Genomic DNA, 24335 nt, shown 5'->3' with positions numbered 1-24335 from the left:
TTCAGGAATTGAGCGATGGCGGACCGCTGACGAACGGACTGCCCCTGACATAGAACCGCAGCGGGCGGTCCGCATCCTTCGTGATGCCGATGCGGATGCCTTGGCCGATGTCGCCGGGCTCGTGCTCGTCGGCTGCCAGCCATAGCGGGCCTTGGCGGCACAGATCGAGGCCGTCCAGCGAACGGTCGATCCGCAATGCCTGGGCGAGCCGTCCCGGCCCGCGCGCCAGGTCGCGCAGGCGTTCGACGCCCCGGTTCTGCCGCATGATGGCAATGCCTTCGAGCGGTTCGAGCGCCCGGATCAGCACACCGGTGCCGGTCCCTGGCCCCTCGCTCGAAACATTGAGCATCCAGGAGACGCCATAGGCGAGATAGACATAGGCGTGCCCGGCCTCAAGAAACATCGAACGGTTGCGCGGCGTCATGCCGCGATAGCCGTGCCCGGCGGCGTCGCCGGTGACATAGGCCTCGGTCTCGACGATACGGCCGCTGACGATGCCTTCCGGCAGCTCCCGCACCACGAGCTTGCCGATGAGATAGCGGGCGAGATCGGCCGTATCATCAGGCAGTTCGGCACGATCGAGCGGATGGTGGCCGGTCATGCTACCGCCGCCGTGTTTCAAGGTATCCGTTCGACCCATTGCGCGCGCGACTGCCCCGGCTCGAACGGATCGCCGAAATACTGGGTCTCGCGAACCACCTTGCCATCGACGAACTCCATGATGCTCACCGTATAGGACGGAATCCCGTCATAGGTCAGGACATATTCGGTGATCCAGAGGTCGCCTGACCCGGTGATCCGCCGCACGGCAAAGCGCTTCCGGTTGGGCTGCGTGGCGCGCGACGACTGGATGTTGTGCCGTCCGCTGATGCGCTCGCCTGATTGCGGATAATCGAGCACCGCGTCCTCGCGATAGATCTGATGCTCCGTCTCGAGATCATTGGCATCGGAGGCAGCCCAATGGCGATCGAGAGCCGCCCTTATCTCAGCGTCTGCCATATCGGTTCTCAGGCCGCGGCCATGATCTCGGCATAGGTGGTGAAATCGACATTGCCGCCTGACAGCACGACGGCGACGCATTTGCCCGACAGTTCGATCTCGCCTGACGAGAGCGCCGCCAGCGCCACGCAGCCGCCGGGTTCGACCACCAGCTTGAGATGGGCCATGGCGTCGCGCACCGCCTGTGCGGCCGCCTTGTCGGAGACGGCGATGGCGCCGGCGAGGTTCTTGCGGTTGATCTCGAAGGTGATGGCACCGGGCTCTGCGGTGAGGATGGCATCGCAGATCGAACTGTGGCCGGGCTCGTTGGAAACCCTTTTTCCTTCGATCAGCGAGCGGCGGGTGTCGTCGAAATGCTCGGGCTCAACGGCCCAGACTGCTGTGGCCGGCGAGGCATCCTTGACGGCGATCGAAATGCCGCTCGTCAGGCCGCCGCCTCCACAGGGAATGACGACCGCATCGAGGCTGACGCCGAGCGCTTTTGCCTGGCGCATCAGTTCGAGACCGATCGTGCCCTGGCCAGCGATGATGGCCGGATCGTCGAAAGGAGGCACCAGCACCATGCCCTTGTCCATGTAGGGTCGCACCACCGTCATGCGGTCGTCGCGAAAGCGGTCGAACGGCACCACTTCGGCGCCCATCTTGCGGACATTGGCGATCTTCATCGCCGGCGCGTTGGCCGGCATGGCAATGACCGCCTTGACGCCGAACATGGCAGCCGCCGCGGCGACGCCCTGAGCATGGTTGCCTGAGGAGAAGGCGACGACGCCGCGGCTGCGCTCTTCTTCGCTCAGCGAAGACAGTTTGTTGTAGGCGCCGCGGAACTTGAACGAGCCGGTGCGCTGCAGCGTCTCCGGCTTGAACAGGATGCGGCCGCCGAAGCGTTTGTTGAGTTCCAGCGATTCGATCAAGGTCGTTTCGGCGATCAGGCCGGAGAGCCGCGCGGCGGCGGCATGGATGTCGGCGATGCCGGGAAGCGTGGTCATGGCGAAGTCCTGAAAGGGATGAGATCGGCGCATGGTGCACGCAAAGGCAGGCCACGCACCAATGAAAAAATGTGACCGTTACAAAGTTTGGCGGGCATGAGCGGCGACGAGGGTCAAACTGGCCCACCTCTCCCGCCTTTATCCGTCGGGCCGTATCGGCTAAGGGCGGGGGAGCAGAATCCCGGACCGCCAGACATGACCGCCAAGCCAAAACCCCTGTTCCTCGGTATCGACACCGGTGGCACCTATACCGATGCCGTGCTGTGGTCGGAACAAGGCGGGCCAAAAGGCAAGGTGCTGGCCAAGGCCAAGGCGCTGACCACGCGGCACGATCTTGCTGTCGGCATTTCCGGCGCGGTCGATGCGGTGCTAGGAAAATCCGCCACCGATCCGGCCGCTATCAAACTCGTGTCGATGTCGACGACGCTCGCCACCAATGCGCTGGTCGAGGGCCAGGGTGGGCGTGTGGCGCTCATCATGATCGGCTTTACCGGGGCCGACCTTGCGCGCGACGGGCTGAAGACGGCGCTCGGCACCGATCCGGTGGTGTTTTGTCCGGGCGGCCATGACGTGCACGGCAATGCGGCCAAGCTCGATCTGTCGGGGCTGGAAGCAGCACTCCCTGAACTCGGCGCCTCGGTGTCGGGCTTTGCCGTGTGCGCCTATTTCGCCACCCGCAACCCGGCGCATGAACTCGCCGCGCGCGACCTCATCCGCGAAAAGACCGGCCTGCCGGTGACCGCCAGCCATGAATTGTCGGCCAAGCTCGGCGGTCCGCGCCGCGCGCTCACCACCTTGCTCAACGCCAGGCTGATCTCGATGATCGACCGGCTGGTGGCGGCAACCGAACGATTTTTGGAAGCCCGCAACATCGTAGCCCCCCTGATGGTGGTGCGCGGCGATGGCGCGCTGGTTTCGGCGGCGTTTGCCCGCCAGCGGCCGATCGAGACCATCCTCTCCGGCCCGGCCGCCAGCCTGGTCGGCGCCCGCCACATGACGGGCCTGGACAACGCCATGGTGTCCGACATTGGCGGCACCACCACCGATGTTGCCGTGCTCGACGGCGGCCGTCCCCGGCTCGATCCCGAAGGCGCCACCGTCGGCGGCTTCCGCACCATGGTCGAGGCGGTCGCCATGCGCACCTTCGGCCTCGGCGGCGATTCCGAAGTGGCGCTGGAAGATGGCGCGCTCAACCCGAAGATCCTGCTCGGGCCGCGTCGCCTGGTGCCGCTGGCGCTGGCCGGGATGATGCATGGTGCTTCAGTGACATCCGAACTCGAACGCCAACTGCGCGCGCCCAATCCCGGCCGCATGGATGGCCGTTTCGCGTTGCGCACCGGCGTGCCGGACAGGCTCGCCGCCGGCCTGACCGCGCCCGAGGCAAAGCTCTACGAGCAGATCGGCGCTGTGCCGCTCGCCATCGATAGGCTGCTGACCTCGAACGCCCAGAACGCGACGCTAAACCGGCTGGTGTCGCGCGGGCTGGTGCATATCTCGGGCTTCACGCCCTCGGATGCCGCCCATATGCTAGGCAAGCAGGCCAATTGGGACCCGCTTGCGGCCCGGCTCGGCGCCGAACTGTTTGCCCGCAAGCGTGATGGGCGAGGCCAGTACATCGCGCCGTCTCCGGAGGTGATTTCCGAACGCGTGCTGCTGACGCTCACGCGCTGGTCGGCCGAATACATTCTGGAGACAGCCTTTGCCGAGGATGGGCTGGATGGCGCCGCCACCGTCGCGCACGCGCTGGTGCAGCGCGCCGTCGATTCCCATCCCGGCATCGCAAGGCTCAGCGTCGCGCTCGATCGTCCGGTCATTGGCCTCGGCGCCTCGGCGCCGCTGCACTATGCCGGCTTGGCCGAGCTGGTCGGTAATGAGTGCGTGGTGCCGGAGGATACCGACGTCGCCAACGCGCTCGGCGCCGTCGTCGGCCAGGTCCGCGTCTCGGCCGAAGCCCGCGTCAACCAGCCCAAGGAAGGTTTGTTCCGGGTCGCGTCGGGGCAAACGGTGCGCGACTTCACCGACGAGGCCAAGGCGATCGCGGCAGCGGAGGCTGATGTGCGGGCGATCGTAGCCGCGCGCGCGAAGGATGCCGGCACGGATAATGCCGAGATCGACGTTTCGACCGAGTTCAAGGTGTCTACGGTTGAGGCCCAACGGATGTTTATCGAAGCGCATGTGGTGGCGGTTGCATCGGGTCGGCCGAGGATCGCGGTTTAGGGTAATCTCCCCCACGAGGGGGGAGATCAGCAGCTTCAAAATCCCCGACTTCACCCTAAGCTGAATTGACCCTTCGCCCCTGAAATGCCAAAGGCCGCAAAGCCTTCATCTGGAGAAGCCCTGATGACCGATCGCGTCGAGATCGCCGGATTGCGGATTGCCCGCGAACTGCATGACTTTGTCGGCGAAGCGCTGCCGGGTACCGGTATTGCCGCGGACGTTTTCTGGAACGGCTTTTCGGCCATCGTGCATGATCTGGCGCCGAAGAACCGAGCGCTGTTGGCCAAACGCGACGCCATGCAGGAACAGATCGACGCCTGGCACCGCGCCAATGGCGCGCCCATCGATATGGAGGCCTACAAAAGCTTCTTGCGTGAGATCGGCTATCTCGTGCCCGAAGGGCCGGCCTTCTCCGTGTCGACCGACAATGTCGACCCCGAGATCGCCAGCGTTGCCGGGCCGCAGCTGGTGGTGCCGGTGATGAATGCGCGTTATGCGATCAACGCCGCCAATGCTCGCTGGGGCTCGCTCTACGATGCGCTCTACGGAACCGACGCCATTGCCGAGACCGGTGGCGCCGAGAAGGGCAAAAGCTTCAACCCCGTGCGCGGCGCCAAGGTGGTTGCCTGGGCGAAGAGTTTTCTGGACGAGTCCGTGCCGCTCACCTCGGGCAAATGGGCCGGCGTGAACGGGCTGACGGTTTCGGGTGGCACCTTGCGGCTCGGCGCCGGCGCCGGCGGCACCACGCTGGCCAACCCGAAACAATTTGCCGGCTATCGCGGCGACGGCGCCAACCCGGAAGCCATCCTGCTGGTCCAGAACGGCCTGCACATCGAGATCCTCATCGACCGCACCAACCAGATCGGCCGCACCGACCCGGCCGGCATTGCCGACGTGATCCTGGAATCGGCGCTGACCACAATCCAGGACTGCGAGGATTCGGTCGCGGCAGTGGATGCCGAGGACAAGGTCATCGTCTACCGCAACTGGCTCGGCCTGATGAAGGGCGATCTGGCGGAGGAAATCAGCAAGGGCGGCAAAACCTTCACGCGCAAGCTCAATCCGGACCGCGCCTGGACCGCGCCCAGTGGTGGCGCGCTGAGCTTGCCTGGCCGCTCGCTGATGCTGGTGCGAAACGTCGGTCACCTCATGACCAATCCGGCCATCCTCGACCGCGATGGCAACGAGGTGCCTGAAGGCATCTTGGATGCGGCGATGACGGCGCTGATCGCGCTGCACGATGTCGGCGCCAACGGGCGTCGGATGAATTCCCGCACGGGCTCGATGTATGTGGTGAAGCCGAAGATGCATGGGCCGGAGGAAGTCGCCTTCGCAGTCGAGATTTTCGACCGCGTCGAAGCGCTGCTCGGTATGGCGGCAAACACCATCAAGATGGGCATCATGGACGAGGAGCGGCGCACCACCGTCAACCTGAAGGAGGCGATCCGCGCCGCCAAGGAGCGCGTCGTGTTCATCAACACCGGCTTCCTCGACCGCACCGGCGACGAGATCCACACCTCGATGGAAGCCGGGCCGATGATCCGCAAGGGCGACATGAAGCAGGCCGCCTGGATCTCCGCCTATGAGGCGTGGAATGTCGACATCGGGCTCGAATGCGGGCTCGCCGGTCATGCCCAGATCGGCAAGGGCATGTGGGCGATGCCGGATCTGATGGCGGCGATGCTGGAACAGAAGATCGCCCATCCCAAGGCCGGCGCCAACACCGCCTGGGTGCCGTCGCCGACAGCGGCGACGCTGCACGCCACGCACTATCACAAGGTCGATGTCCACGCCGTCCAGGCGGCGCTGAAGAGCCGGGCGAAGGCGAAGCTCGATGATATATTGTCGGTGCCGGTGGCGGTGCGGCCGAACTGGACCCCCGACGAGATCCAGCGCGAGCTCGACAACAATGCGCAAGGCATTCTGGGCTATGTCGTGCGCTGGATCGACCAGGGCGTCGGCTGCTCGAAAGTGCCCGACATCGACGATGTCGGCCTGATGGAAGACCGCGCCACGCTGCGCATCTCCTCGCAGCACATCGCCAACTGGCTGCACCACAAGGTTTGCTCCGAAATTCAGGTGATGGATTCGCTGCGGCGCATGGCAGCGATCGTCGACCTCCAAAATGTCGGCGACCCGCTCTACCGCCCGATGGCCACCGATTTCGACAATTCCATCGCCTTCCACGCCGCCTGCGACCTGGTGTTCAAGGGTCGCGAGCAGCCGAACGGCTATACGGAGCCGGTGCTGCACGCGCGGAGGCTGGAGCTGAAGGCGAAAGAGCGGGCGAATTAGCGCCTGCGTTTCCCTCCCCCTTGAGGGGAGGGTGGCCCGAAGGGCCGGGTGGGGTACTGCGTGAAGTGCGGCGACTCCCTTCGGACGACACTACAAGCAATGTCATTGCAGAGGCCCCTTCTCGGCTCGGCTCCAAAAAGATCGACCATTCTTCGGCGACCCCCACCCTGCCGCTTCGGGGCCACCTTCCCCTCAAGGAGGAGCGTTACGCCGCCTGCGCTACCCGCTCCGACATCATGCGGTAGGAAATCGCCTCGGCCAGGTGAATTCGGCCGACGGTTTCGCTGGCGTCGAGGTCAGCCAGTGTGCGCGCCACCTTGAGCACGCGGTGATAGGCGCGCGCAGAAAAGCCGAGTTTCTCGCTGGCGTCTTTCAGCAGCGACAGGCCTGCTGCGTCCGGCGCGGCGATGTCCTCGATAACAGAAGGCGAGCAATGGGCGTTGGTGGTGGCGCTGGTAACGCCCAGCCGCTCGAAACGTTCGCGCTGGATGGTGCGGGCGCGCGCCACGCGCTGGGCGACGGCTGCACTTTTCTCCGCTCGGTCCGGCCGGATCAGGTCGGCGGCCGAGACCGCCGGTACCTCGATCCTGAGGTCGATGCGGTCGAGCAACGGGCCTGAGATGCGCGCCTGGTAATCGGTGCGGCAGCGTTCGCCGCGCAGGCAGCGATAGCCGGGCTCGCCGGCCATGCCGCAACGGCACGGGTTCATCGCCGCCACCAGCTGGATGCGCGCTGGATAGGTGACGCGGTGGTTGGCGCGCGCGATCATGCAGTCGCCGGTCTCCAGCGGTTGGCGCAGCGCATCCAAGGTCTGCGGCGTGAATTCGGGAAACTCGTCGAGGAACAGGACGCCGTTATGGGCAAGCGATACTTCGCCCGGCCGCGCCCTGATGCCGCCGCCGACCATTGCCGCCATCGAGGCCGAATGGTGCGGGGCGCGGAACGGCCGCCGGTCGGTGAGCTTGCCTTCGCCGAGCTCGCCGGCCACCGAGGCGATCATCGAGACTTCAAGAAGTTCCTTGGGCGCCAGTGGTGGCAGAATTGAAGGCAGCCTCTGCGCCAGCATCGATTTTCCCGAGCCGGGAGGCCCGACCATCAACAGATTGTGGCCACCGGCCGCCGCCACTTCCAGCGCCCGCTTGGCGCTTTCCTGGCCCTTGATGTCTGAAAGGTCAGGCAGGTCGCGGGCCGAGACATGGATGCCGGGCTCGGGCCGCGACAGCACCTGCGTGCCGCGAAAATGATTGGCGATGGCAATCAGGCTGCGTGGCGCCAATATGTCGAAATCCTTGCCCGCCCAGGCCGCTTCTGGCCCGCAGCCGAACGGGCAGATCAGGCCCTTTCCCTCGGCATTGGCGCCGATCGCGGCTGGCAGCGCACCGGCCACCGCGGCAATGGTACCGTCGAGCGACAATTCTCCGAGCACGACATAGCTGGCCAGCATGTCGCCGGGAATAGCGCCGAGCGCGGCCATCAGGCCGAGCGCGATCGGCAGATCGTAATGGCTGCCTTCCTTGGGCAGATCGGCAGGCGCCAGGTTGACCGTCACCTTCTTCGACGGCATCGACAGGCCCGACGCATGCAGTGCCGCCTGCACCCGCTCGCGGCTTTCGGCCACCGCCTTGTCGGCCAGCCCAACGATCTGCATGCCGACCTTGCCCGGCGCGATCATCACCTGGACATCGACCGGCACGGCCTCGATGCCCTGGAAAGCCACCGTGCGAACCCGCGCCACCATCTTGCTCTGCCCCCGGATATCGGCTCGCCTCGGCCTTGTGGTTCAGACCGCGAGCGACGTCAGGACAAGACAACCATAGATTTTAGGCCAACGCAAGAACATTACAGGAACATGCATTCGTGGTGGTTGCAGCGCGCTGTGCCGGTTGCAAAAACGGAAGATGGTTAAGCAATGGAACGGCTGCTCCGCCTCCTCGACCGCGTTAACAAGGCGACTAGGCCCTTCGGCAATCTGAGGCTGTTGCTTTCTAAGCGGTGATGAAGGCATCGACCGAACCTGAAAGCGATCGATCGATCGCGACCTGCGGGGGAAGCCACTCCATGACAGGATATCGGAAAGGCCAAGGCATGGCGATCCGGCGCGAAGAGCCGCTCTCCAGAAAAATCTCGTTTACAAGGTCTATGAACCGCCCGCGGTCTCGTTCGATTCGTTTCAAAGTATGCGAACGAATGTAATCCCGGGGAATTCGTCGCTCCTTCAGCGCTAAGACAGCCTCCGCGATGGATCGAGGATCGGGTGGAACTGTGAGCGAATAGTCGTCATCCAGATAAAGGTCTCGGCCGCCATGGTTCGGCGTCGTGACCACTGGAAGGCCCGCGAGAAGATATTCCGTGCTGGCGAACATTGGTCCTTCCAGGTGAGAGAGACAGATTCCCACGGCTGCACGATTTAGATGCGTGTTCACCTGAGCCGGTGCCAATCGGACCGGCTTGCCGGTGCCGTCAAACTCGTTGATAAAGACGTGATGCGGCGCGAGCTCCCTATGCCGATTTATTCGCGCTCTTTCCGACTCCGTCGTGGAGGATCCGCTTGAATCTCGATAGAAGACAAATGCGCAACGCTGGATGCCAAGCGACAAGTCATGGCGCTTCCACGGAGCCAGTTGCGCATTGTAGATTGCATCAAATTCTACAGGGACGTCATCGAGAGGCCTGAATATGTGTTCGGAGGTTGTTGACGTCTTGTTGTGCAGGACGGCGGCCTCGCCGGACTGATTCAACAGATCAGCCTCGGCCTGAGTGTTGGATAGGAAGATTAGCGAGTGACGGGGGTTCTTGAGTCTATGCAGAACGGCATAGGTCCGGATGGTTTTGACGCTAGCACTGTTTTCGATGGACCAGGTTGGCGAGATGAGAAACCAGGCGCGGTGGCCGCGTGGAAGGAAAGGCATATGACTTGCTAATCCGAGCGGCGTACCGGACATTCCCGAATAGGATATGAACGGATCGTCAGACAGCAAACTGGCCTGAAGAGCAGGTTGCGACTTCGCGGAAGGGTGCCCCTTTCTGAGTTTGTGGCCATGACGCAGCATGGCTCTGACAATCTCGAATTTGGTAGGAGGGCGATACCCGTGCTGTAGGGTCAACATGCGGCAATTGCGATCTTGAGTGCGGGGCAAAACTCGCTTCGACAGAGAGAAATTTGGCAAAGAAACATCGCCAGTTGATCGACGGAATATCTCAGGCGATCAAATCTGGTGTACGGAGAAGCGCCTCTTGAAAGAAAACATCGTCCCAAGCGGGGCTGGTTCTCACATCGCGCTACCAACCGTATCCGTTTGCGTAGGCTGTTTCAATCAAGAGGCATTCATCGACACTGCGATCCGATCCGTAGCGGCGCAGACATACACTGCGTTCGAGTGCGTGGTGGTCGATGATTTTTCGACCGACGCTTCCCGCCGAAGGATTGAAGAGTGTCTGTCCCAGCTTGGTGACAGTCGTTTCCGCTTTCTGCCCCGACTGCAAAATGGCGGGCAAATGGCAACAATGATGACCGGGCTTGACGCGACAGCCGGGCCCCTGATCTCGTTTCTTGACGGTGACGATGCTTGGCACCCTGACTTCATAGAATGCCATGTGAGAGCCCATCTCAGCCACACCCGTATCGCGGCGATGTCGAGCTCCGATGAGGTGGTGATAGATACGGCCGGCAAACTGCTTGCGGGCGGTCATCCCGTATTCCACCTGAATGACCCGCGATCGATGCCGAAAATGAGCGGCTACCTGCATGTCGACACCGAAGCTGACCCGACATTATTATTTATTGATCGGGGCACCGTGGGTTGGTTTTGGTCAACCACATCGGGGATGATGTTTCGTCGAGCTCCGCTTGAAATCATGCGTCCATCCGATCCGGACGAAATAAAGATATGTGCCGATGGTTATATGGCTCGTGCCGCCCATATGATCGGCGGAACCGTGAGGATTGGGCGGGCTCTTGGCAGTTATCGGCTTCACGGCGGCAATGGCTGGGCGGACGGGCGCATCCTGGGTACCGGAGTTGGCCTCGGCAGGATGTCGCCTGATACTGAAATAGCGATACGGCGGGCACTGGCCAATCGTTGGTGCGAAGTGGCGCCGGGACTGGAGCATTTAATCTCCCGCCACTCAATGCGCAGGACCTTGGTCGACCTGATCGGACTGTCTGCAGCTTTTGCATTGCTGGAAAAGAACTCCGATGCGGGTTTTCTGCTGAAAGACTGGGCAACACCACAGCGAAAATTGCAGACCAGACTTATCGGTCTCCTTCCTCCGAAACTGAGGCCTCGGCGCTTCCGGGACATAGTTTGATCTGATGAGCCGCTTGCTCGGCAGTCTTACCCGATAAAGAGCATCCTTCGATGCTTCTCTGGACCCACCAAAGTCCTCCGTAGCAACGCACACTACGCGGCCGAATTGCGCCGCATTTCCTCCACCGCGTCCCAGAACAGGCTGGCGATATCCGCGCCACCAAAGCGTTGCACTTCGCGCACGCCGGTTGGCGAGGTCACGTTGATCTCGGTCATGTAGTCGCCGATCACGTCGATGCCGACCAGGATGAAGCCGCGCTCTTTCAGCGACGGGCCGATGCGGGCGCAAATCTCCCGTTCGCGCTCCGTCAGCTCAGTCTTTTCGGCGCGGCCGCCGACATGCATGTTGGAGCGAGAATCGTGGTCGGCCGGCACGCGGTTGATGGCGCCGACCGCCTCGCCGTCGATCAGGATGATGCGCTTGTCGCCCTTGCGCACATCCTTGAGATAGCGCTGGACGATATACGGCTCGCGTGACAGCTGGGCGAACATTTCGAGCAGTGAGGCGAGGTTGCGATCGTCTTCCTTGAGATGGAAGATGCCGGCGCCGCCATTGCCATAGAGCGGCTTGACGATGATGTCGCCGAACTCCTTGCGGAAGGCGGCGACCTCCTGGGGATCCTTGGTGATCAGCGTTTCGGGCATCAGATCGGGGAATTCGGTGACGAAGATCTTTTCCGGACTGTTGCGCACCCAGGCCGGGTCGTTGACGACCAGTGTCTTCGGGTGGATGCGCTCCAGAATATGCGTCGTGGTGATGTAGTTCATGTCGAAGGGCGGATCCTGGCGCAGCAGGATCACATCCATCTCCGACAGGTCGGTGCGCACCTTGTCGCCCAGCGAAAAATGATTGCCCTTCTCGTCGCGGAGCTTCATCTCCTCGATGCGGGCAAACACCTTGCCGCCCAGCATCGACAGCCGGTCCGGCGTATAGTGGAACAATTGGTGCCCGCGCCGCTGCGCCTCCAGCGACAGCGCAAACGACGTGTCGCCGGCGATCGAGACGGTAGAGACATGGTCCATCTGGACGGCGATTTTCAGGGGCATCTTCCGGTCTCCGCGGGCTCTGTCGCCGATATACGGAACTTGGCGGCTTCTGCCAATCGCGCTTGCTTGGCCCAGACCTTTACCGGTCGAAGACCAGCCGGGAGTAACCGAGGAAGGACAGCGCCATGGCGACCAGCGAGGCGACGGCAAGTGCCGCCAGCGGCGGCATTGCCGGCAGCGCGAACAGGATGGCGCAGTAGACGAGATAGTTGACAATGCTGGTGGCGATGCCGACGCCGCCATAGCGCGCGCCCTCCTGCGCCACGCCGCGGCTCGACGGCGAAAAGGTCAGGTGCCGGTTGATCTGCCAAGTGACGCACAGCGCAAAGCCGATCGACAGGACACGGGCGACGAAGGGACCGAGCGGCGTCACCGCCAAGAGCAGCCAGAGCACCGCGGCATCGGCGACGAAACCAACGCCGCCGGCCAGGACGAAGCGGGCGAGCCGGCTCACGGCCTCAGGCCGCCCGGGGCGTCTTGCCCGGTTCGGCCTTCGCTGTTTCGCTCGTGCGTTCGCGCCGTTCGACCCGGCCCGACGGGACGGAGAGATAGAAAATGCGCTTCTGCTCGGCGCGTCCGCGCGATACCGAATCGAGGATCAGTCCGGTCACCATCGCAAGCATCGACAAGAGCAGCAGGCCGACCGACAGCACCCAGGTCGGCATGCGCGGCACGAGGCCGGTCTGGGCGAATTCGATCAGCACCGGCGTCATCAGGGTAAGGCTCGATGCCAGGAAGAAAATGGCGAAGGCGCCGAAGAAGCGCAGCGGCTGCGTCTCCTTCATCAGCATGGCGAACATCCACAGGATCCTGGCGCCGTCGCGATAGGTCGACAGCTTCGACGACGATCCCTCAGGCCGGCGGCCATAATCGAGCGCGATCTCGCTCACCGGCAGTTTCAGCTGCGAGGCATGCACCGACATTTCAGTCTCGATCTCGAAGCCGCCGGAAACGGCGGGAAAGCTCTTGACGAAGCGCCTCGAGAAGACGCGGTAGCCTGAGAAGATGTCGGTGAAGTCGGCGCCGAACAGCCGCTTGTAGAGGCTATTGAAGATGCGGTTGCCGAAGGCATGGCCGGAACGGCCGGCATCGTCGGTGACGCCGCGCCTGGTGCCTACCACCATGTCGCAGCGCTCGGTCTGCAGGATGTTGATCAGCAGCGAGGCATCTTCCGGCGCATAGGTGCCGTCGCCATCGGCCATCAGATAGATGTCCGCATCGATGTCGGCGAACATGCGCCGCACGACATTGCCCTTGCCCTGGCGCGGCTCGCGGACGACGATGGCGCCCGCTGCGCGGGCCTTTAATGCCGTCAGGTCGCGCGAATTGTTGTCATAGACATAGATGTCGGCCGATGGCAGCGTCTCGCGAAAGCGCCGCACCACCTCGGCGATGGTCAGTTCCTCATTGTAACAAGGCAGGAGCACGGCAATGGCCGGCTCGTGGCGGACTTCGTGCGGCATTTCCGTCTCCCGACGCCCGGCGGAGCCTCCGGCCGCGCTCATATGCGGCCTCGCTCAGGCGGCTTTACTATTTATTGAAGCTGTTAAGGCTAGGTTTAAGGCCGCAGTCTTTCCGACGAAGGTCATGATGATGAACGCAGCCAAGGCGGGTGCTTCCTCCTGGAAGTCCGATATGACGCTGGCGCTGCTTGCCATGCTGGTGGTGCTGGCGGTCAATGCCGCCACGGGCTTTCGCGAATTGAGCGATGCCGGCGGCGACAATGACAGCCTGCTGCGGCTTGTCGAGGTTCGCGACATGCTGGCCGGCCAGGGCTGGTTCGACCTGCATCAGTACAGGATGGGGCCGGAAGGCGGTTTCATCATGCACTGGTCGCGGCTGGTCGACGCACCGCTCGCCGCCATCATCCTCGCCGCCTCGGCGCTAACTGGCAGCATGGCCATGGCCGAAGCGATCGCACAGGTGCTGTGGCCGTCGCTGCTGTTCTGCCTGGCGGTGTTTTTTACAGCCCGTGCGGCACGAAGCTTCGCCGGCGTCGGCGCCGTGCTGCCCGCTATCGTCATCGGCGCGGCGGCGCTGCATTTCATCGGCATTTTCTTGCCGGGTGCGCTCGATCATCACAATGTCCAGCTGACGCTGACCATGGCCAGCCTCAGCCTGCTGCTCGAGGCGCCGACGCGTCGCTGGGCGGCCCTGATTTCCGGCCTGTGCGCGGCCCTGACGCTGGCTGTCGGCATGGAAACCGCGCCCTATGTCGCCACCATCGGCGCCTGCATCGCTTTGCTGTTCGTCGTCGATCCCGGCGGCGAACGCCGGATCGCCAGGGATTTCGGTCTCGGCTTTGCCGGGGTTTCAGCCCTGGTCTTCGTCACCACCATCCCGCCATCGGCCTGGGGCCAGGCGCAGTGCGATGCCTTCTCGGCTGTGCAGTTCGTGGTGGCGGCAATCGCCGGACTGGGGCTTGCCGCCGTGACGTCACTCACGGTGTCCAATGGCACGGCCAGCCGCCGCCTGATCTCGCTTAGCCTGCTCGCGCTTGTGTTGGGCGCCGTCGTCGTGGTGCTGTTTCCGCAATGCCTTGCGGCTCCCTACGCAAACCTCGATCCGCGCCTCAAGGAATTGTGGCTCGATCACATCGACGAGGCGCAGTCGCTGTTCAGTATTGCCGTCAATGAGCCGGCCTCGCTGGCGGCGCGCTATGTCACGCCGCTGGTGGCGATGGCGCTGATGGCGCTTCGCCTGCGCGGACCATGGCGCCGCCAGGACAGCCTCGTCGGCGCCTTGCTGGTCGGCGCCTTCATCGTCAGCGCCTGGCAGGTCCGCGGTTCGACATTCTCGATCGCCTTTGCCGTCATCCCGCTGTCGGCCTGGATCGCAAGCTGGCGCGAACGGGCGAGGATCAGCCCTGCGGGCAGCGTATCGCTGCGCATGGCGGCGGTCTGGGTGGTGTCGGTGAATGCCGTCTGGGCCGGTGCTGCCGCCGCGACGTCGAGCGTATTCGAGGCCAGCAAGGTCTCGGTCGAGGCACAGGACACCGACAGCGATCCGTCCTGCGAGCGCAAAGCCTCCTTCGCGGCGTTGGCCCGGCTGCCGGACACCACGGTGCTTGCCATTTCCAATCTCGGCTCGCCCATCCTGGCCTATTCCGGGCACCGCGTCTTTGCCGGCCCCTATCATCGCAACATCGCCGGCGACCTGCTTGCGCTCGATGCCTTCCTCGGATCGGCGGACCAGGCGAGGATGATCGCGGCGGCTCACCACGTCGGCCTGATGGCGCTCTGCCGCGGCAGCGCCGAAAGCAAGATGCTTGCCGCCAAGGCGCCGCAAGGCTTCCTGGCCAGGCTGATGCAGGGAAGCGTCCCCGATTGGCTCGAACCGGTGGCCGAAACGCGCGGAACCCCGGTCGAACTCTACCGCGTCCGCTAAAGCATCATTCGCCAGCGAAAAATCGATTTCGCGATACGCTTCCTAAACGCTTTGCTGCCAATCTCAGCCTAAATTTCGGGCGTCACAAACAGGGATACCGATGCAAACGACGTTTGGCACCGGGCAGGCAAGCAGGGAAAACTCGGATCTGGCGTTCACCGATGCGCTGACCGGGCTTGGCAACCATCGCCGCTTCTTCGACAAGGTCGATCGCCTGATCAGCGACCGTGCAGACGATCCCGCGCCGTTCACGGTCGGCATTCTCGACCTCGACGGCTTCAAGCCGATCAACGATCTGTTCGGCCACAAGGCCGGCGACGACATATTGATCCAGGTGGCGATGCGGCTGCGCGCCTCGATGGACAGCCACTCTACTGTCTGCCGCATCGGCGCCGACGAATTCGCCTTCCTCTACCCGATGGTGTTCTCGGAGGAGGCGGCGGCCGAGAAGTCGCGCATGATGATCGAAATCCTGTCGGCGCCCTACGATGTCGGCGAACGCACCGCCAGGCTTTCGGCCTCGGTCGGCTGCTCGCTCTTTTATTCCGGCGACGAAACCACGGAAATCCTCGTCAACAAGGCCGAAACGGCGCTCTACCACGCCAAGCGTTCGGGCCGTGGCCGCGTCGTCGTCTATACCCGCGAAATGGAAGAGGCGGCCAAGCGCGTCACCCGCATCGAACAGGCGCTGCGCCGCGCCGTCTCGGCCGGTGAGGTCGAGCCGCATTTCCAGCCCATCGTCGATCTGACCACCCGCCGCACCATCGGCTTCGAGACGCTGGCGCGCTGGACCGATCGCGACCTCGGCGTCGTCCCGCCGACCGTGTTCATCCCCATCGCCGAAGAGCGCGGCATCATCGGCCCGCTATCGCAGCTGGTGCTGCGCAAGGCGGCCGAAGCGGCGCGCAGCTGGCCGAAGGACCTGTTCCTGTCCTTCAACCTGTCACCCTCGCAGCTCGTCGACCAGAACACCGGCCTGCACATATTGTCGATCCTCGACCGCACCGGCTTCGATCCGCGACGGCTGGAGATCGAGATCACCGAAACCGGCCTGATGAACGATCCGGCCTCGGCCGAGAAGATCGTCGAGGACCTGCGTCGCGTCGGCATCCGAGTCTCGCTCGACGATTTCGGCACCGGCCAGTCCTCGCTCGGCCGCTTGCGCGAATTCCATTTCGACAAGCTCAAGATCGACCGCGCCTTCGTCTCCTCGATCCTCGACGACCGCCCGTCGGAACACATCATCCGCGCCATTCTGGCCATGTGCGAAGGGCTCGGCATGGATGTCGTCGCCGAAGGCATCGAGGAGGAGGCGCAGGCCGACCGCCTCGTCCAGTTCGGCTGCGCCGGCGGCCAGGGCTATCTCTTCGGCAAACCGGTCGATGCCGACGCCACGCTCGGTTACCTCCGCGATTCCTATCGCGGCGCCCTCTACGCCAAGGCAGTCTGACCGGCGGTCTGGCCTGCGTCGAGCAAGTCAGCGGTGCGAGCCAGATCGACTGTGCCCGCCATCTTGCGGCCTTTTGTCTGACATAAGCCAATCAAATCGCCGTTTTCGCCCTTGCTCCCCGGACTTGGCTGGATAGGATGCGCGCCGACCGGAACCGGGAGATGAAGATATGATGCCATCGGCCGATTTTGCCGACCTCAGGGGAGCCTCGGTGCTGATCACCGGCGGCGGTTCCGGAATTGGTGCGGCACTGACCGAGGGCTTCGTTCGCCAAGGCGCCTATGTCGCCTTCATCGACATCGCCGATGGCCCAAGCACGCTGCTTGCCGACCGCGTCGAAAAAGAACTTGGCCGGCGACCGCTCTACCTCAAGACCGATTTGCGTGACGTCGAGGCGTTGCGCGCTTCGGCCGCCAAAGCGGCTGAGGCGCATGGCGACGTCACCGTGCTGGTCAACAATGCCGCCTGGGACGAACGCCACGACGTCGCCGACGTTACCGTCGAGTTCTGGGACAACAATCTCGCCGTCAATCTGCGCCCGCATTTCTTCACCGCACAGGCGGTGGCGCCGGGCATGAAGCGGGCCGGCGGCGGGTCGATCATCAACTTCACCTCGACCTCCTATCTGATCAACCATCCTGATATGCCGGCCTACACCGCCGCCAAGGCCGGCATTCTGGGCCTCACCAAGGGGCTGGCCGGCAAGCTCGGCGTCGACGGCATTCGCGTCAACGCCGTTGCGCCGGGCTGGGTGATCACCGACCGGCAAAGGGAACTCTGGGTCTCCGAGGAGAGGCTCGCCGCCCATGTCGCCAAGCAATGCATCAAGCAGGTCATGCAGCCCGACGACATCGTCGGCACGGTGCTGTTCCTGGCCTCCGACGCCTCGCGTATGCTGACGGCGCAGATGTTGATCGTCGACGGGGGTTTCCTGTGAGCCCGGTGAATCAAAATCCGGCAAAAGGCACGCCGGCAGTCGCCGCCGTCGACTGGGGCACGACCCGCATGCGGGTCTGGCTGGTCGACGAGGCGGGCGGGGTGCTTGCCGAGCGTCGCGGCGATGATGGGTTGATCACCGCGCAGCAAAAAGGCTTTTCGACCATCCTCGAGGGCCATCTGGCGGCGCTCGGCGCACCTGACACACTGCCGGTCATCATCTGCGGCATGGCCGGCTCGCGCCAGGGTTGGCTGGAAGCGCCTTACGTCACCGTGCCGGCGCCGCTCAGTGCCATCCTCGCGGGGGCCGCCCGCATTCCCGGCCAGAGCCGCGACATCCGCATCGTGCCTGGCCTGGCGCAGCGCCTGGAAGATGCGCCGGACGTAATGCGCGGCGAGGAAACCCAGCTTGCCGGCGCCGGTTTGCCGGCAAAAGGTCGCCATCTCGTCTGCATGCCCGGCACCCATTCGAAATGGGTTCTGGTCGAAGACGGCGCGGTCGACGGCTTCTGCACCTGGCCGACCGGCGAGCTGTTTTCGGTGCTGGCCACTCACTCGATCCTGCGCCATTCGCTGGGCGAGAGCCCGAAGCCGGTCATTCCGGACAATCCCTTCTTCCAGGAATGGTGCCGCAAGGCTTTGGCCGAGGGCGGCGATGTCACCTCGCGGCTGTTCTCGATCCGCGCCGTCGGCCTGCTGCAGGACCTCAAGGCCGACGATGCCGCCGCTTGCCTGTCCGGCCTGCTGATCGGCGGCGAGATCGCCTCGGCGGGCCGCCGCTATGGCGAAAGCACCACCGCAATCGTGCTGGTCGCCTCGGGGTCGCTAGCAGCCCTCTACCGCCAGGCGCTCGACCTTGCAGGGCTTGCCGTCAGGACGGTCGACGCCGACGAGGCGGTGCGTGCCGGCCTTATCGAAGCGGCGCGGGAAAATGGCATGATCGCCAAATGACTCACCAGAGTGGAGTGACAGCGTGACCCGGACCGCCCCCTTCCCGAAGCTCAAGCGTGGTCTTGTCGCCATTCTGCGCGGCCTCAAACCCAGCGAGGCGGTTGCCATCGGCCAGGCGCTGTTTGACGCCGGCATCGAAGCCATCGAGGTGCCGCTCAATTCGCCGGAGCCGTTTTCATCGATCGCCAGCATTGTCACCGCATTGCCCAAGACAACGCTGGTCGGCGCCGGCACGGTGCTGACTTCAGCCGAGGTCGACGCCCTGGCCAAGGCCGGCGGGAGGCTGCTGGTCAGCCCCAACATCGATGCCGACGTCATGGCCCGCGCCATGCACCATGGCATGGTGACGATGCCAGGCGTGTTCACCCCCACCGAAGCTTTTCAGGCGATTAGGCTTGGGGCTTCGGCGCTCAAATTCTTCCCGGCAAGCGTGCTCGGGCCTAGCGGCATTTCGGCGATGCGCGCCGTGCTGCCGGCCGATACCGTGGTCGGCGCCGTCGGCGGCGTTTCCGACAAAGACTTTGCCGGCTACAAAGCCGCTGGGGTGACTGCTTTTGGTCTTGGCTCCAGCCTGTTCAAACCCGGCATGAGCGTCGACGAGGTGGCCTCGCGCGCGCAGGCGGCGGTGACGGCCTGGGATGCGGCCTTCGGCGGAGCGGCATGATGGGAAACGTTTCGGTTTTTTCGGACCATGTCTGTGAACTCGGCGAGGGGCCGAGCTACGATCCCGCCACCGATACGCTGTTCTGGTTCGACATTGTCAACGGCCTGCTGCTGGAGCAGGGTGTCACGTCCGGCGCGCGGAAAGTCCATGAGCTCGGCCAGATGGCCAGCGCCATCGCCATTATCGATGATAATCGCCAGCTCATCGCCACCGAGACTGGCCTGCATGTCCGCGACGTCTCGACCGGCAAGCTGACGCTGCATACGCCCATCGAGGCTGACAATGCGCTGACCCGCTCCAACGATTCGCGCGTCCACCCTTGTGGCGCCTTCTGGGTCGGCACGATGGGCAAGGGTGAGGAGAAGGGCGCCGGCTCCATCTACTGGTTCTTCAAGGGCGAGCTGCGCACGCTTTACACCGGCATCACCGTGTCGAACTCGATCTGTTTCTCGCAGGATGGAACGATCGCCTACTACACCGATACCTCGACCGGCCTGTTGATGCGCGTCGCCTGCGATCCGGCGACGGGCCTGCCGATCGGCGAGTCGAAAGTGTTCGTCGACCATCGCTCGTCGCGGGGCTATGTCGACGGCTCGGTTGTCGACCGTGACGGCGTGCTGTGGAACGCGGTCTGGGGCGGCAAGGCGGTGAAGGCTTATGCGCCGGACGGCACATTGTTGCGCGAAATTGCCACGCCGGCGGGGCAGTCCTCGTGCCCGGCCTTTGTCGGCGCCAAGGCCGATCGGCTGGCGGTGACCTCGGCCTGGAAAGGCAAGGACGACAAGCAGCGCAAGCTTGACCCACAGGCCGGCATGACCTTCCTGCTCGACATCCCCGTCAACGGCCGCTTCGAGCCGCGCGTGCTGATCGCCTGAGCGTACCGGTTGTCGTGCAGGCGTCGGGCGCGGGTCGATTTCGCGCAAGCCGATCGCATTGGCCGTGCGATGGTGTGGCTGCATCACCGAGAAGCGTTGACCCATGCCGCGCCCGACCTTGATCCTCGTCCATGAGCCGGAAAAGGCCTGTTTCGACAGGCTGGTCGCCGACGGCTTTCCCGCCGAGCGCGCCTTGGAAATCTCGTCCTATCTGGCGCAGTCGACCGATCTCGCTCCTGAGTTCGATCAACTGGCGACCGCTTGTGAAAAGCGCGGCCTCGCCTTTATGCCGGTTGCACTCGACGATGCGGCAAGCGCGCTGGCGAAGGCCGATCCCGCAACCACGCTGGTCTGGACGCTGACCGACGGCATTGCCTATTTCCGCGGTGCTGCAGCGCCCGCACTTGCCAGGCTGAATGGGCTTAGAACCATCGGAGCCGACGATGCGCTGTTCGCGCTTTGCCAGGACAAGTTCCGCTCCGGCGCCGTGCTTTGCGCGCTCGGCCTGCCGGCGCCGCAGGCAGGCCTGGCCCGCGACGGCCGCTGGCTGGCCGACCCGCCAGCTTCGGAAGCCGGCTGGTTCGTCAAGCCGAACCGGCTCGGCTCCAAGGTAGGCATCTGGCCGGATTCACGCTGCAACGACCTGGCCCATGCGCTGGAGCTTAGCCGGCGGGTCTATGCCGCTTATCGCGACGATGTCGTCGTCCAGCCCTATGTCGGCGGTCGCAATGTCCGCGCCAGCTTCCTTGGGCTGCACACGGATGCCGGGGCGGAAGCGCTCGGCATTGCGTTCGTCGACTCCGGCGGCGATTTCCAGACCATGGCGGACTCGATGGCGCTTTACGGCGACACCGGCGAGGCCGCCAAGGCGGCTGGACTATACAGCGAGCCGGTGCTGGAGGCGGTTGCCGACACCCAGCCGGCAGCCGCGGCAACCATCCGCCGCATCGCCGAGCGGCTGGTCAGCGGACTTGGCCTGCGCGACGTGTTTTCCATCGATTTCAGGGTCGAGGCCACCGATCATGCCCACCTCATCGAGTTCGAAGTCTGTCCCGGCCTGCCCTGCTTCGATTTCCGCGCCTATTGCCGGCTGCAATGGAGCATGACGCTGGCCGATGCGGTTGCCGAGACGGCGGCGAACCGACTGAACCGACAGGCGATCTGAAAGGCCGCGGGGACCGGCACGACCTACCGCGCCTTGACGGCTTTTGCTCCACCTTTAGTGTCGCGGGACAGTCCTCAGGCAAGGCCGCGCGATGAGCACACCAGCAAGCTCCCTCCATCATCACATAAGGCGCATGGCCGGGCGCGATCCGCATGAGGCGCATCGCGTCGCCACGCCGCTCGAGCTGCTGTTCGATCTGACCTTCGTCACCGCCTTCAGCCTTGCCTCGTCGCAACTGGCGCATGCCTTGGCCGAGGGCCACTACGCGGCGGCGCTGATCGGCTTCGGCTTTGCCAGCTTCGCGATCTGCTGGGCGTGGATCAATTTCTCCTGGTTTTCCTCCGCCTGTGACACCGACGATTGGATCTTCCGCCTCGTCACCATGGTGCAGATGATCGGCGTGCTGGTGCTGGCCATCGGCCTGCCGCGCATGTTCGCCTCGATCGAGCATGGCGAACACCTCAACAATTCGGTGATGGTGCTGGGCTACGTCATCATGCGCGTCGCCATGATCTTCCAATGGCTGCGCGCGGCGCGGCAGGACCCTGGGCGGCGGCGTGCCTGTCTCACCTATGCCATCGCCATCGCGATCGCCCAGATCGGCTGGGTGGTTCAGATCCTGGTCGATTTCTCGCTGGCGACGAGCCTGGCTTTCGGCGCGGTCCTGCTTCTCATCGAGCTTGCCGGACCGGTCATCGCCGAACGCCGGGATGGCGGCACGCCCTGGCACGCGCATCACGTCGCCGAGCGCTACAGCCTCTTCGCCATCATCGCGCTGGGCGAAGGGGTGGTCGGCACGCTGGCGACGCTGTCGGCCGTGGTCGAGGAGCAGGGCTGGAACCTCGATGCCGCCTGATCGGCATTGCCGGAATGGGTCTCACCTTCGGCATGTGGTGGGTCTATTACATGCTGCCCTCGGGGACGGTGCTGCACCAGCACCGCAATCGCTCTTTTGTCTGGGGCTATGGCCAGATGCTGATCGTGGCGGCCATCGTCGCCACCGGCGCCGGGCTGCATGTCGCGGCCTATTTCATCGAGCACAAGGCCCATATCGGCCCGGTAGCGACCCTGCTCTCGGTCGCCATTCCGCTAGGCGTGTTCCTGGGGGCGATCTACGCGCTGTATTATTATCTCGTCCAGCGCTTCGATCCCCTCCATGTCTGGCTGCTGGCGGGAACGGCTGCGGTCGTCGCACTTGCCATCATCGCCGCCCTTGCCGGCGTCGACATGGCGGTCTGCCTCATCTTACTCACGCTAGCGCCGGCCGTCACCGTTGTCGGCTATGAGCTGTCGGGGCACCGCCATCAACTGGAGGTGCTGGCGCAGGAGGAAGCGCCGCACTGAGCAGAGCAGCTTCGCGCGTCAGATACCCTCGACCAGCACGATCTCGCCATCGGCTACTTTCTGACGGATGGCGACGGCGCGCTGGTACTCCGGCGAGTGGTAGCAATCGTGCGCCGCGCTGAGCGATTCGAACTCGATAATGACATTGCGGGCGCGGCCAGGCCCCTCGGCCTTTTCATGCTCACCGCCACGGGCAAGGAACTTCACGTCGAAACGGTCGAAAGCGAGCTTGGCGGCAGCGACATAGTCCTTGTAGCCTTCGGCGTCGCGCACATCGACGCGGGCTATCCAGTATCCCTTGGGCATTTTCTTCTCCTCGTTACGCGGCGCGCATCTCTTCCAGTATGGCTTCCGCCGCCGCGCGCCTGTCGCTTGCCGCCACGATTGGCCGGCCCACAACAAGATGGCTGGAGCCGTTGCGGATCGCCTGGCCGGGCGTCACCACGCGTTTCTGGTCGCCATGGTCGCTGCCCTTGGGCCGTATCCCCGGTGTCACCACCGCCAGGTCGGGTCCGACGATGCGGCGCACCGCTTCCGCCTCCTCGGCCGAGCAGACGACGCCGCCCATGCCGGCATGCAACGCCTGTTCGGCGCGTCTCAGCACCAGCGTGTGAGGGTCGTATTCATAGCCGGCGTCGATCACGTCCTGCTCGTCCATCGAGGTCAGCACGCTGACCGCCAGCAGGCAGAGGTCGCTGCCCCTGGCGGCCTCCACCGCGGCTCGCATCGCCTTGGGATAGGCGTGGATGGTCAGCATGGTCATGCCCATGCGCACGATGTTCTCGACACCCTTCGCCACCGTGTGGTCGATGTCGAGCAGCTTCATGTCGAGGAAGATTTTCGTGCCGCCGCTGGCCAACTCCCTGGCGAAGTCGAGCCCGCCGGCGAAGGCCAGCTGATAGCCGATCTTGTAGAAGGAGACGACGCCGTCGAGCTCCTGCACCGCCTGTTCGGCCTCTTTCACCGTCGGCACGTCGAGGCCGACGATCAGCCTTTCTCTCATGGTATGGGCCTGCATGGCTGTGGAAATCATGCCCCGGTCCGGGTCGACAGCATGCGCGAGGTTTCGATCAGCGTGCGGCATAGGTGCTCCATCGATTTGGTCAGTCTCTCATCCCTGAAATTGCCGTCGCCGTCGAAGGCACTGCCGCCATCGGATACCGAGCATTCCGGCGTCACCATCTCCAGCTGGCAGCGCACCAGCACGGCGCGCAGATGGTTGATGCAGCGGATCCCGGCGAAATGTCCGTTGGAAGACGAGCACAGGCCGGCGACCTTGCCGACAAGCGGCCTCACCGGCCAGCCGCCATCGAGGCGCACCCGGCTTACCCAGTCGATCGTGTTCTTGAGCAGTGGCGGGATCGAGCCATTATATTCCGGCGTCGCGATCAGTAGCCCGTCATGGGCGGCGATCAGCCGGCCGAGCTTCACGGCGTTGTCGGGAACGCCTTTTTCCTTTTCGAGGTCCTCGTCGATGATCGGCAGCGGATAGTCGGCCAGCGAAATGCGCGTCACCTCGGCGCCTTGCATGGCCAGCTCCTTCTGCGCCACATCGGCGGTCCTGCCGCTGAAGGCGCCGCTGCGCACCGAGCCGGCGAAGACGAGGATTTTCGCGATCACAGCCATTGGCCACTCTTGTTCCCGGACAGGTACAGCCAGAGGCTGCGCAAATCAACGCACTGGCTCAAAAAACGGAAACGATCGGGGGGCAA

At 64.2% G+C, this 24335-nt stretch carries 21 protein-coding genes and 1 pseudogene; 11 read left to right on the top strand and 11 right to left on the bottom strand.

All coding sequences use genetic code 11. The features are described from left to right. Position 1: 1 nt before the first annotated feature. The 3 genes from NKI35_RS09940 to NKI35_RS09930 are packed head-to-tail and all read right to left on the bottom strand — an operon-like array spanning position 2 to position 1985. On the bottom strand, positions 2-601 hold the full coding sequence (locus NKI35_RS09940; protein ID WP_352739783.1) for a DNA-3-methyladenine glycosylase: 600 nt from the start codon (positions 599-601) through the stop codon (positions 2-4). A gap of 17 nt (positions 602-618) precedes the next feature. After that, entirely contained in the window at positions 619-999 is a 381-nt protein-coding gene (locus NKI35_RS09935; RefSeq protein ID WP_023681284.1) for a nuclear transport factor 2 family protein, read from the bottom strand. 8 nt (positions 1000-1007) lie between these two features. Further along, entirely contained in the window at positions 1008-1985 is a 978-nt protein-coding gene (locus NKI35_RS09930) for a threonine ammonia-lyase (protein WP_352739781.1), read from the bottom strand. A 195-nt stretch (positions 1986-2180) separates the two neighbouring features. On the opposite strand from NKI35_RS09930, the gene NKI35_RS09925 reads away from it, so the two are divergent. Together NKI35_RS09925 and NKI35_RS09920 are read left to right on the top strand one after the other, a co-directional pair. Next, complete coding sequence (locus tag NKI35_RS09925; RefSeq protein ID WP_352739779.1) at positions 2181-4202, top strand: hydantoinase/oxoprolinase N-terminal domain-containing protein; 2022 nt, start codon at positions 2181-2183, stop codon at positions 4200-4202. A gap of 123 nt (positions 4203-4325) precedes the next feature. Next, a complete protein-coding gene (locus tag NKI35_RS09920; protein WP_352739777.1) occupies positions 4326-6497 on the top strand; it encodes a malate synthase G in 2172 nt (723 codons plus the stop codon). A 205-nt stretch (positions 6498-6702) separates the two neighbouring features. Here the strand turns inward: NKI35_RS09920 and NKI35_RS09915 are convergent, their stop codons facing one another. Both NKI35_RS09915 and NKI35_RS09910 read right to left on the bottom strand, forming a co-directional pair. Next, entirely contained in the window at positions 6703-8235 is a 1533-nt protein-coding gene (locus tag NKI35_RS09915) for a YifB family Mg chelatase-like AAA ATPase (protein WP_023701949.1), read from the bottom strand. A gap of 247 nt (positions 8236-8482) precedes the next feature. After that, the gene (locus NKI35_RS09910; RefSeq protein WP_352739775.1) at positions 8483-9547 is read right to left on the bottom strand and encodes a glycosyltransferase; all 1065 of its coding nucleotides are present in this window, start codon (positions 9545-9547) and stop codon (positions 8483-8485) included. A 184-nt stretch (positions 9548-9731) separates the two neighbouring features. Between NKI35_RS09910 and NKI35_RS09905 the strand changes: the two genes are divergently transcribed. After that, positions 9732-10805 carry a glycosyltransferase family 2 protein gene (locus tag NKI35_RS09905; RefSeq protein ID WP_352739773.1) on the top strand — a complete coding sequence of 358 codons (1074 nt, stop codon included), beginning with the start codon at positions 9732-9734 and terminating at the stop codon, positions 10803-10805. Between the two features lie 92 nt (positions 10806-10897). On the opposite strand, the gene gshB is transcribed toward NKI35_RS09905, so the two are convergent. From gshB to NKI35_RS09890, 3 genes are all read right to left on the bottom strand, one after another. After that, the gene (gshB, locus tag NKI35_RS09900; RefSeq protein WP_352510691.1) at positions 10898-11851 is read right to left on the bottom strand and encodes a glutathione synthase; all 954 of its coding nucleotides are present in this window, start codon (positions 11849-11851) and stop codon (positions 10898-10900) included. Between the two features lie 79 nt (positions 11852-11930). After that, positions 11931-12305, bottom strand: coding sequence for a GtrA family protein (locus tag NKI35_RS09895; RefSeq protein WP_023681308.1), 375 nt, complete (start codon positions 12303-12305; stop codon positions 11931-11933). A gap of 4 nt (positions 12306-12309) precedes the next feature. Further along, positions 12310-13314, bottom strand: a complete 1005-nt coding sequence (locus NKI35_RS09890; RefSeq protein ID WP_023673183.1) for a glycosyltransferase — start codon at positions 13312-13314, stop codon at positions 12310-12312. 124 nt (positions 13315-13438) lie between these two features. Here NKI35_RS09890 and NKI35_RS09885 point away from each other — a divergent pair, with 124 nt between their 5' ends. From NKI35_RS09885 to NKI35_RS09850, 8 genes and pseudogenes are all read left to right on the top strand, one after another. Beyond that, a complete protein-coding gene (locus NKI35_RS09885) occupies positions 13439-15238 on the top strand; it encodes a GtrA family protein (protein ID WP_352739770.1) in 1800 nt (599 codons plus the stop codon). Positions 15239-15338: 100 nt separating this feature from the next. Beyond that, positions 15339-16688: a putative bifunctional diguanylate cyclase/phosphodiesterase gene (locus tag NKI35_RS09880; protein WP_023673185.1), complete on the top strand. Its 1350-nt coding sequence runs from the start codon at positions 15339-15341 to the stop codon at positions 16686-16688. Between the two features lie 169 nt (positions 16689-16857). After that, entirely contained in the window at positions 16858-17625 is a 768-nt protein-coding gene (locus NKI35_RS09875) for an SDR family NAD(P)-dependent oxidoreductase (RefSeq protein ID WP_352739768.1), read from the top strand. A gap of 5 nt (positions 17626-17630) precedes the next feature. Beyond that, positions 17631-18575 (top strand): 2-dehydro-3-deoxygalactonokinase, encoded by a 945-nt coding sequence (locus tag NKI35_RS09870; protein WP_352739903.1) that lies wholly within the window; start codon positions 17631-17633, stop codon positions 18573-18575. Positions 18576-18597: 22 nt separating this feature from the next. After that, positions 18598-19239: a 2-dehydro-3-deoxy-6-phosphogalactonate aldolase gene (locus NKI35_RS09865; RefSeq protein WP_352739766.1), complete on the top strand. Its 642-nt coding sequence runs from the start codon at positions 18598-18600 to the stop codon at positions 19237-19239. Next, positions 19239-20114, top strand: a complete 876-nt coding sequence (locus NKI35_RS09860; RefSeq protein WP_352739901.1) for an SMP-30/gluconolactonase/LRE family protein — start codon at positions 19239-19241, stop codon at positions 20112-20114. The genes NKI35_RS09865 and NKI35_RS09860 overlap by 1 nt, the downstream gene beginning before the upstream one ends. Positions 20115-20217: 103 nt before the next feature. Beyond that, positions 20218-21279, top strand: a complete 1062-nt coding sequence (locus NKI35_RS09855; RefSeq protein ID WP_352739764.1) for a D-alanine--D-alanine ligase family protein — start codon at positions 20218-20220, stop codon at positions 21277-21279. Between the two features lie 91 nt (positions 21280-21370). After that, positions 21371-22623, top strand: a pseudogene (locus tag NKI35_RS09850) (low temperature requirement protein A). An 18-nt stretch (positions 22624-22641) separates the two neighbouring features. Here NKI35_RS09850 and NKI35_RS09845 read toward each other — a convergent pair. The 3 genes from NKI35_RS09845 to NKI35_RS09835 are packed head-to-tail and all read right to left on the bottom strand — an operon-like array spanning position 22642 to position 24249. Further along, positions 22642-22929: a DUF1330 domain-containing protein gene (locus NKI35_RS09845; protein ID WP_023681317.1), complete on the bottom strand. Its 288-nt coding sequence runs from the start codon at positions 22927-22929 to the stop codon at positions 22642-22644. A 13-nt stretch (positions 22930-22942) separates the two neighbouring features. After that, entirely contained in the window at positions 22943-23656 is a 714-nt protein-coding gene (pyrF, locus tag NKI35_RS09840) for an orotidine-5'-phosphate decarboxylase (RefSeq protein ID WP_023755354.1), read from the bottom strand. Further along, positions 23653-24249 carry an NADPH-dependent FMN reductase gene (locus NKI35_RS09835; RefSeq protein WP_023673195.1) on the bottom strand — a complete coding sequence of 199 codons (597 nt, stop codon included), beginning with the start codon at positions 24247-24249 and terminating at the stop codon, positions 23653-23655. The genes pyrF and NKI35_RS09835 overlap by 4 nt, the downstream gene beginning before the upstream one ends. Positions 24250-24335: the final 86 nt, after the last annotated feature.

Origin of the sequence: Mesorhizobium sp. M0676, from assembly GCF_040320535.1 — a bacterium.
GTDB lineage: Bacteria > Pseudomonadota > Alphaproteobacteria > Rhizobiales > Rhizobiaceae > Mesorhizobium.
The sequence above is the reverse complement of the archived record's forward strand: the minus strand, read 5'-3'. Positions and strand labels throughout refer to the sequence as shown.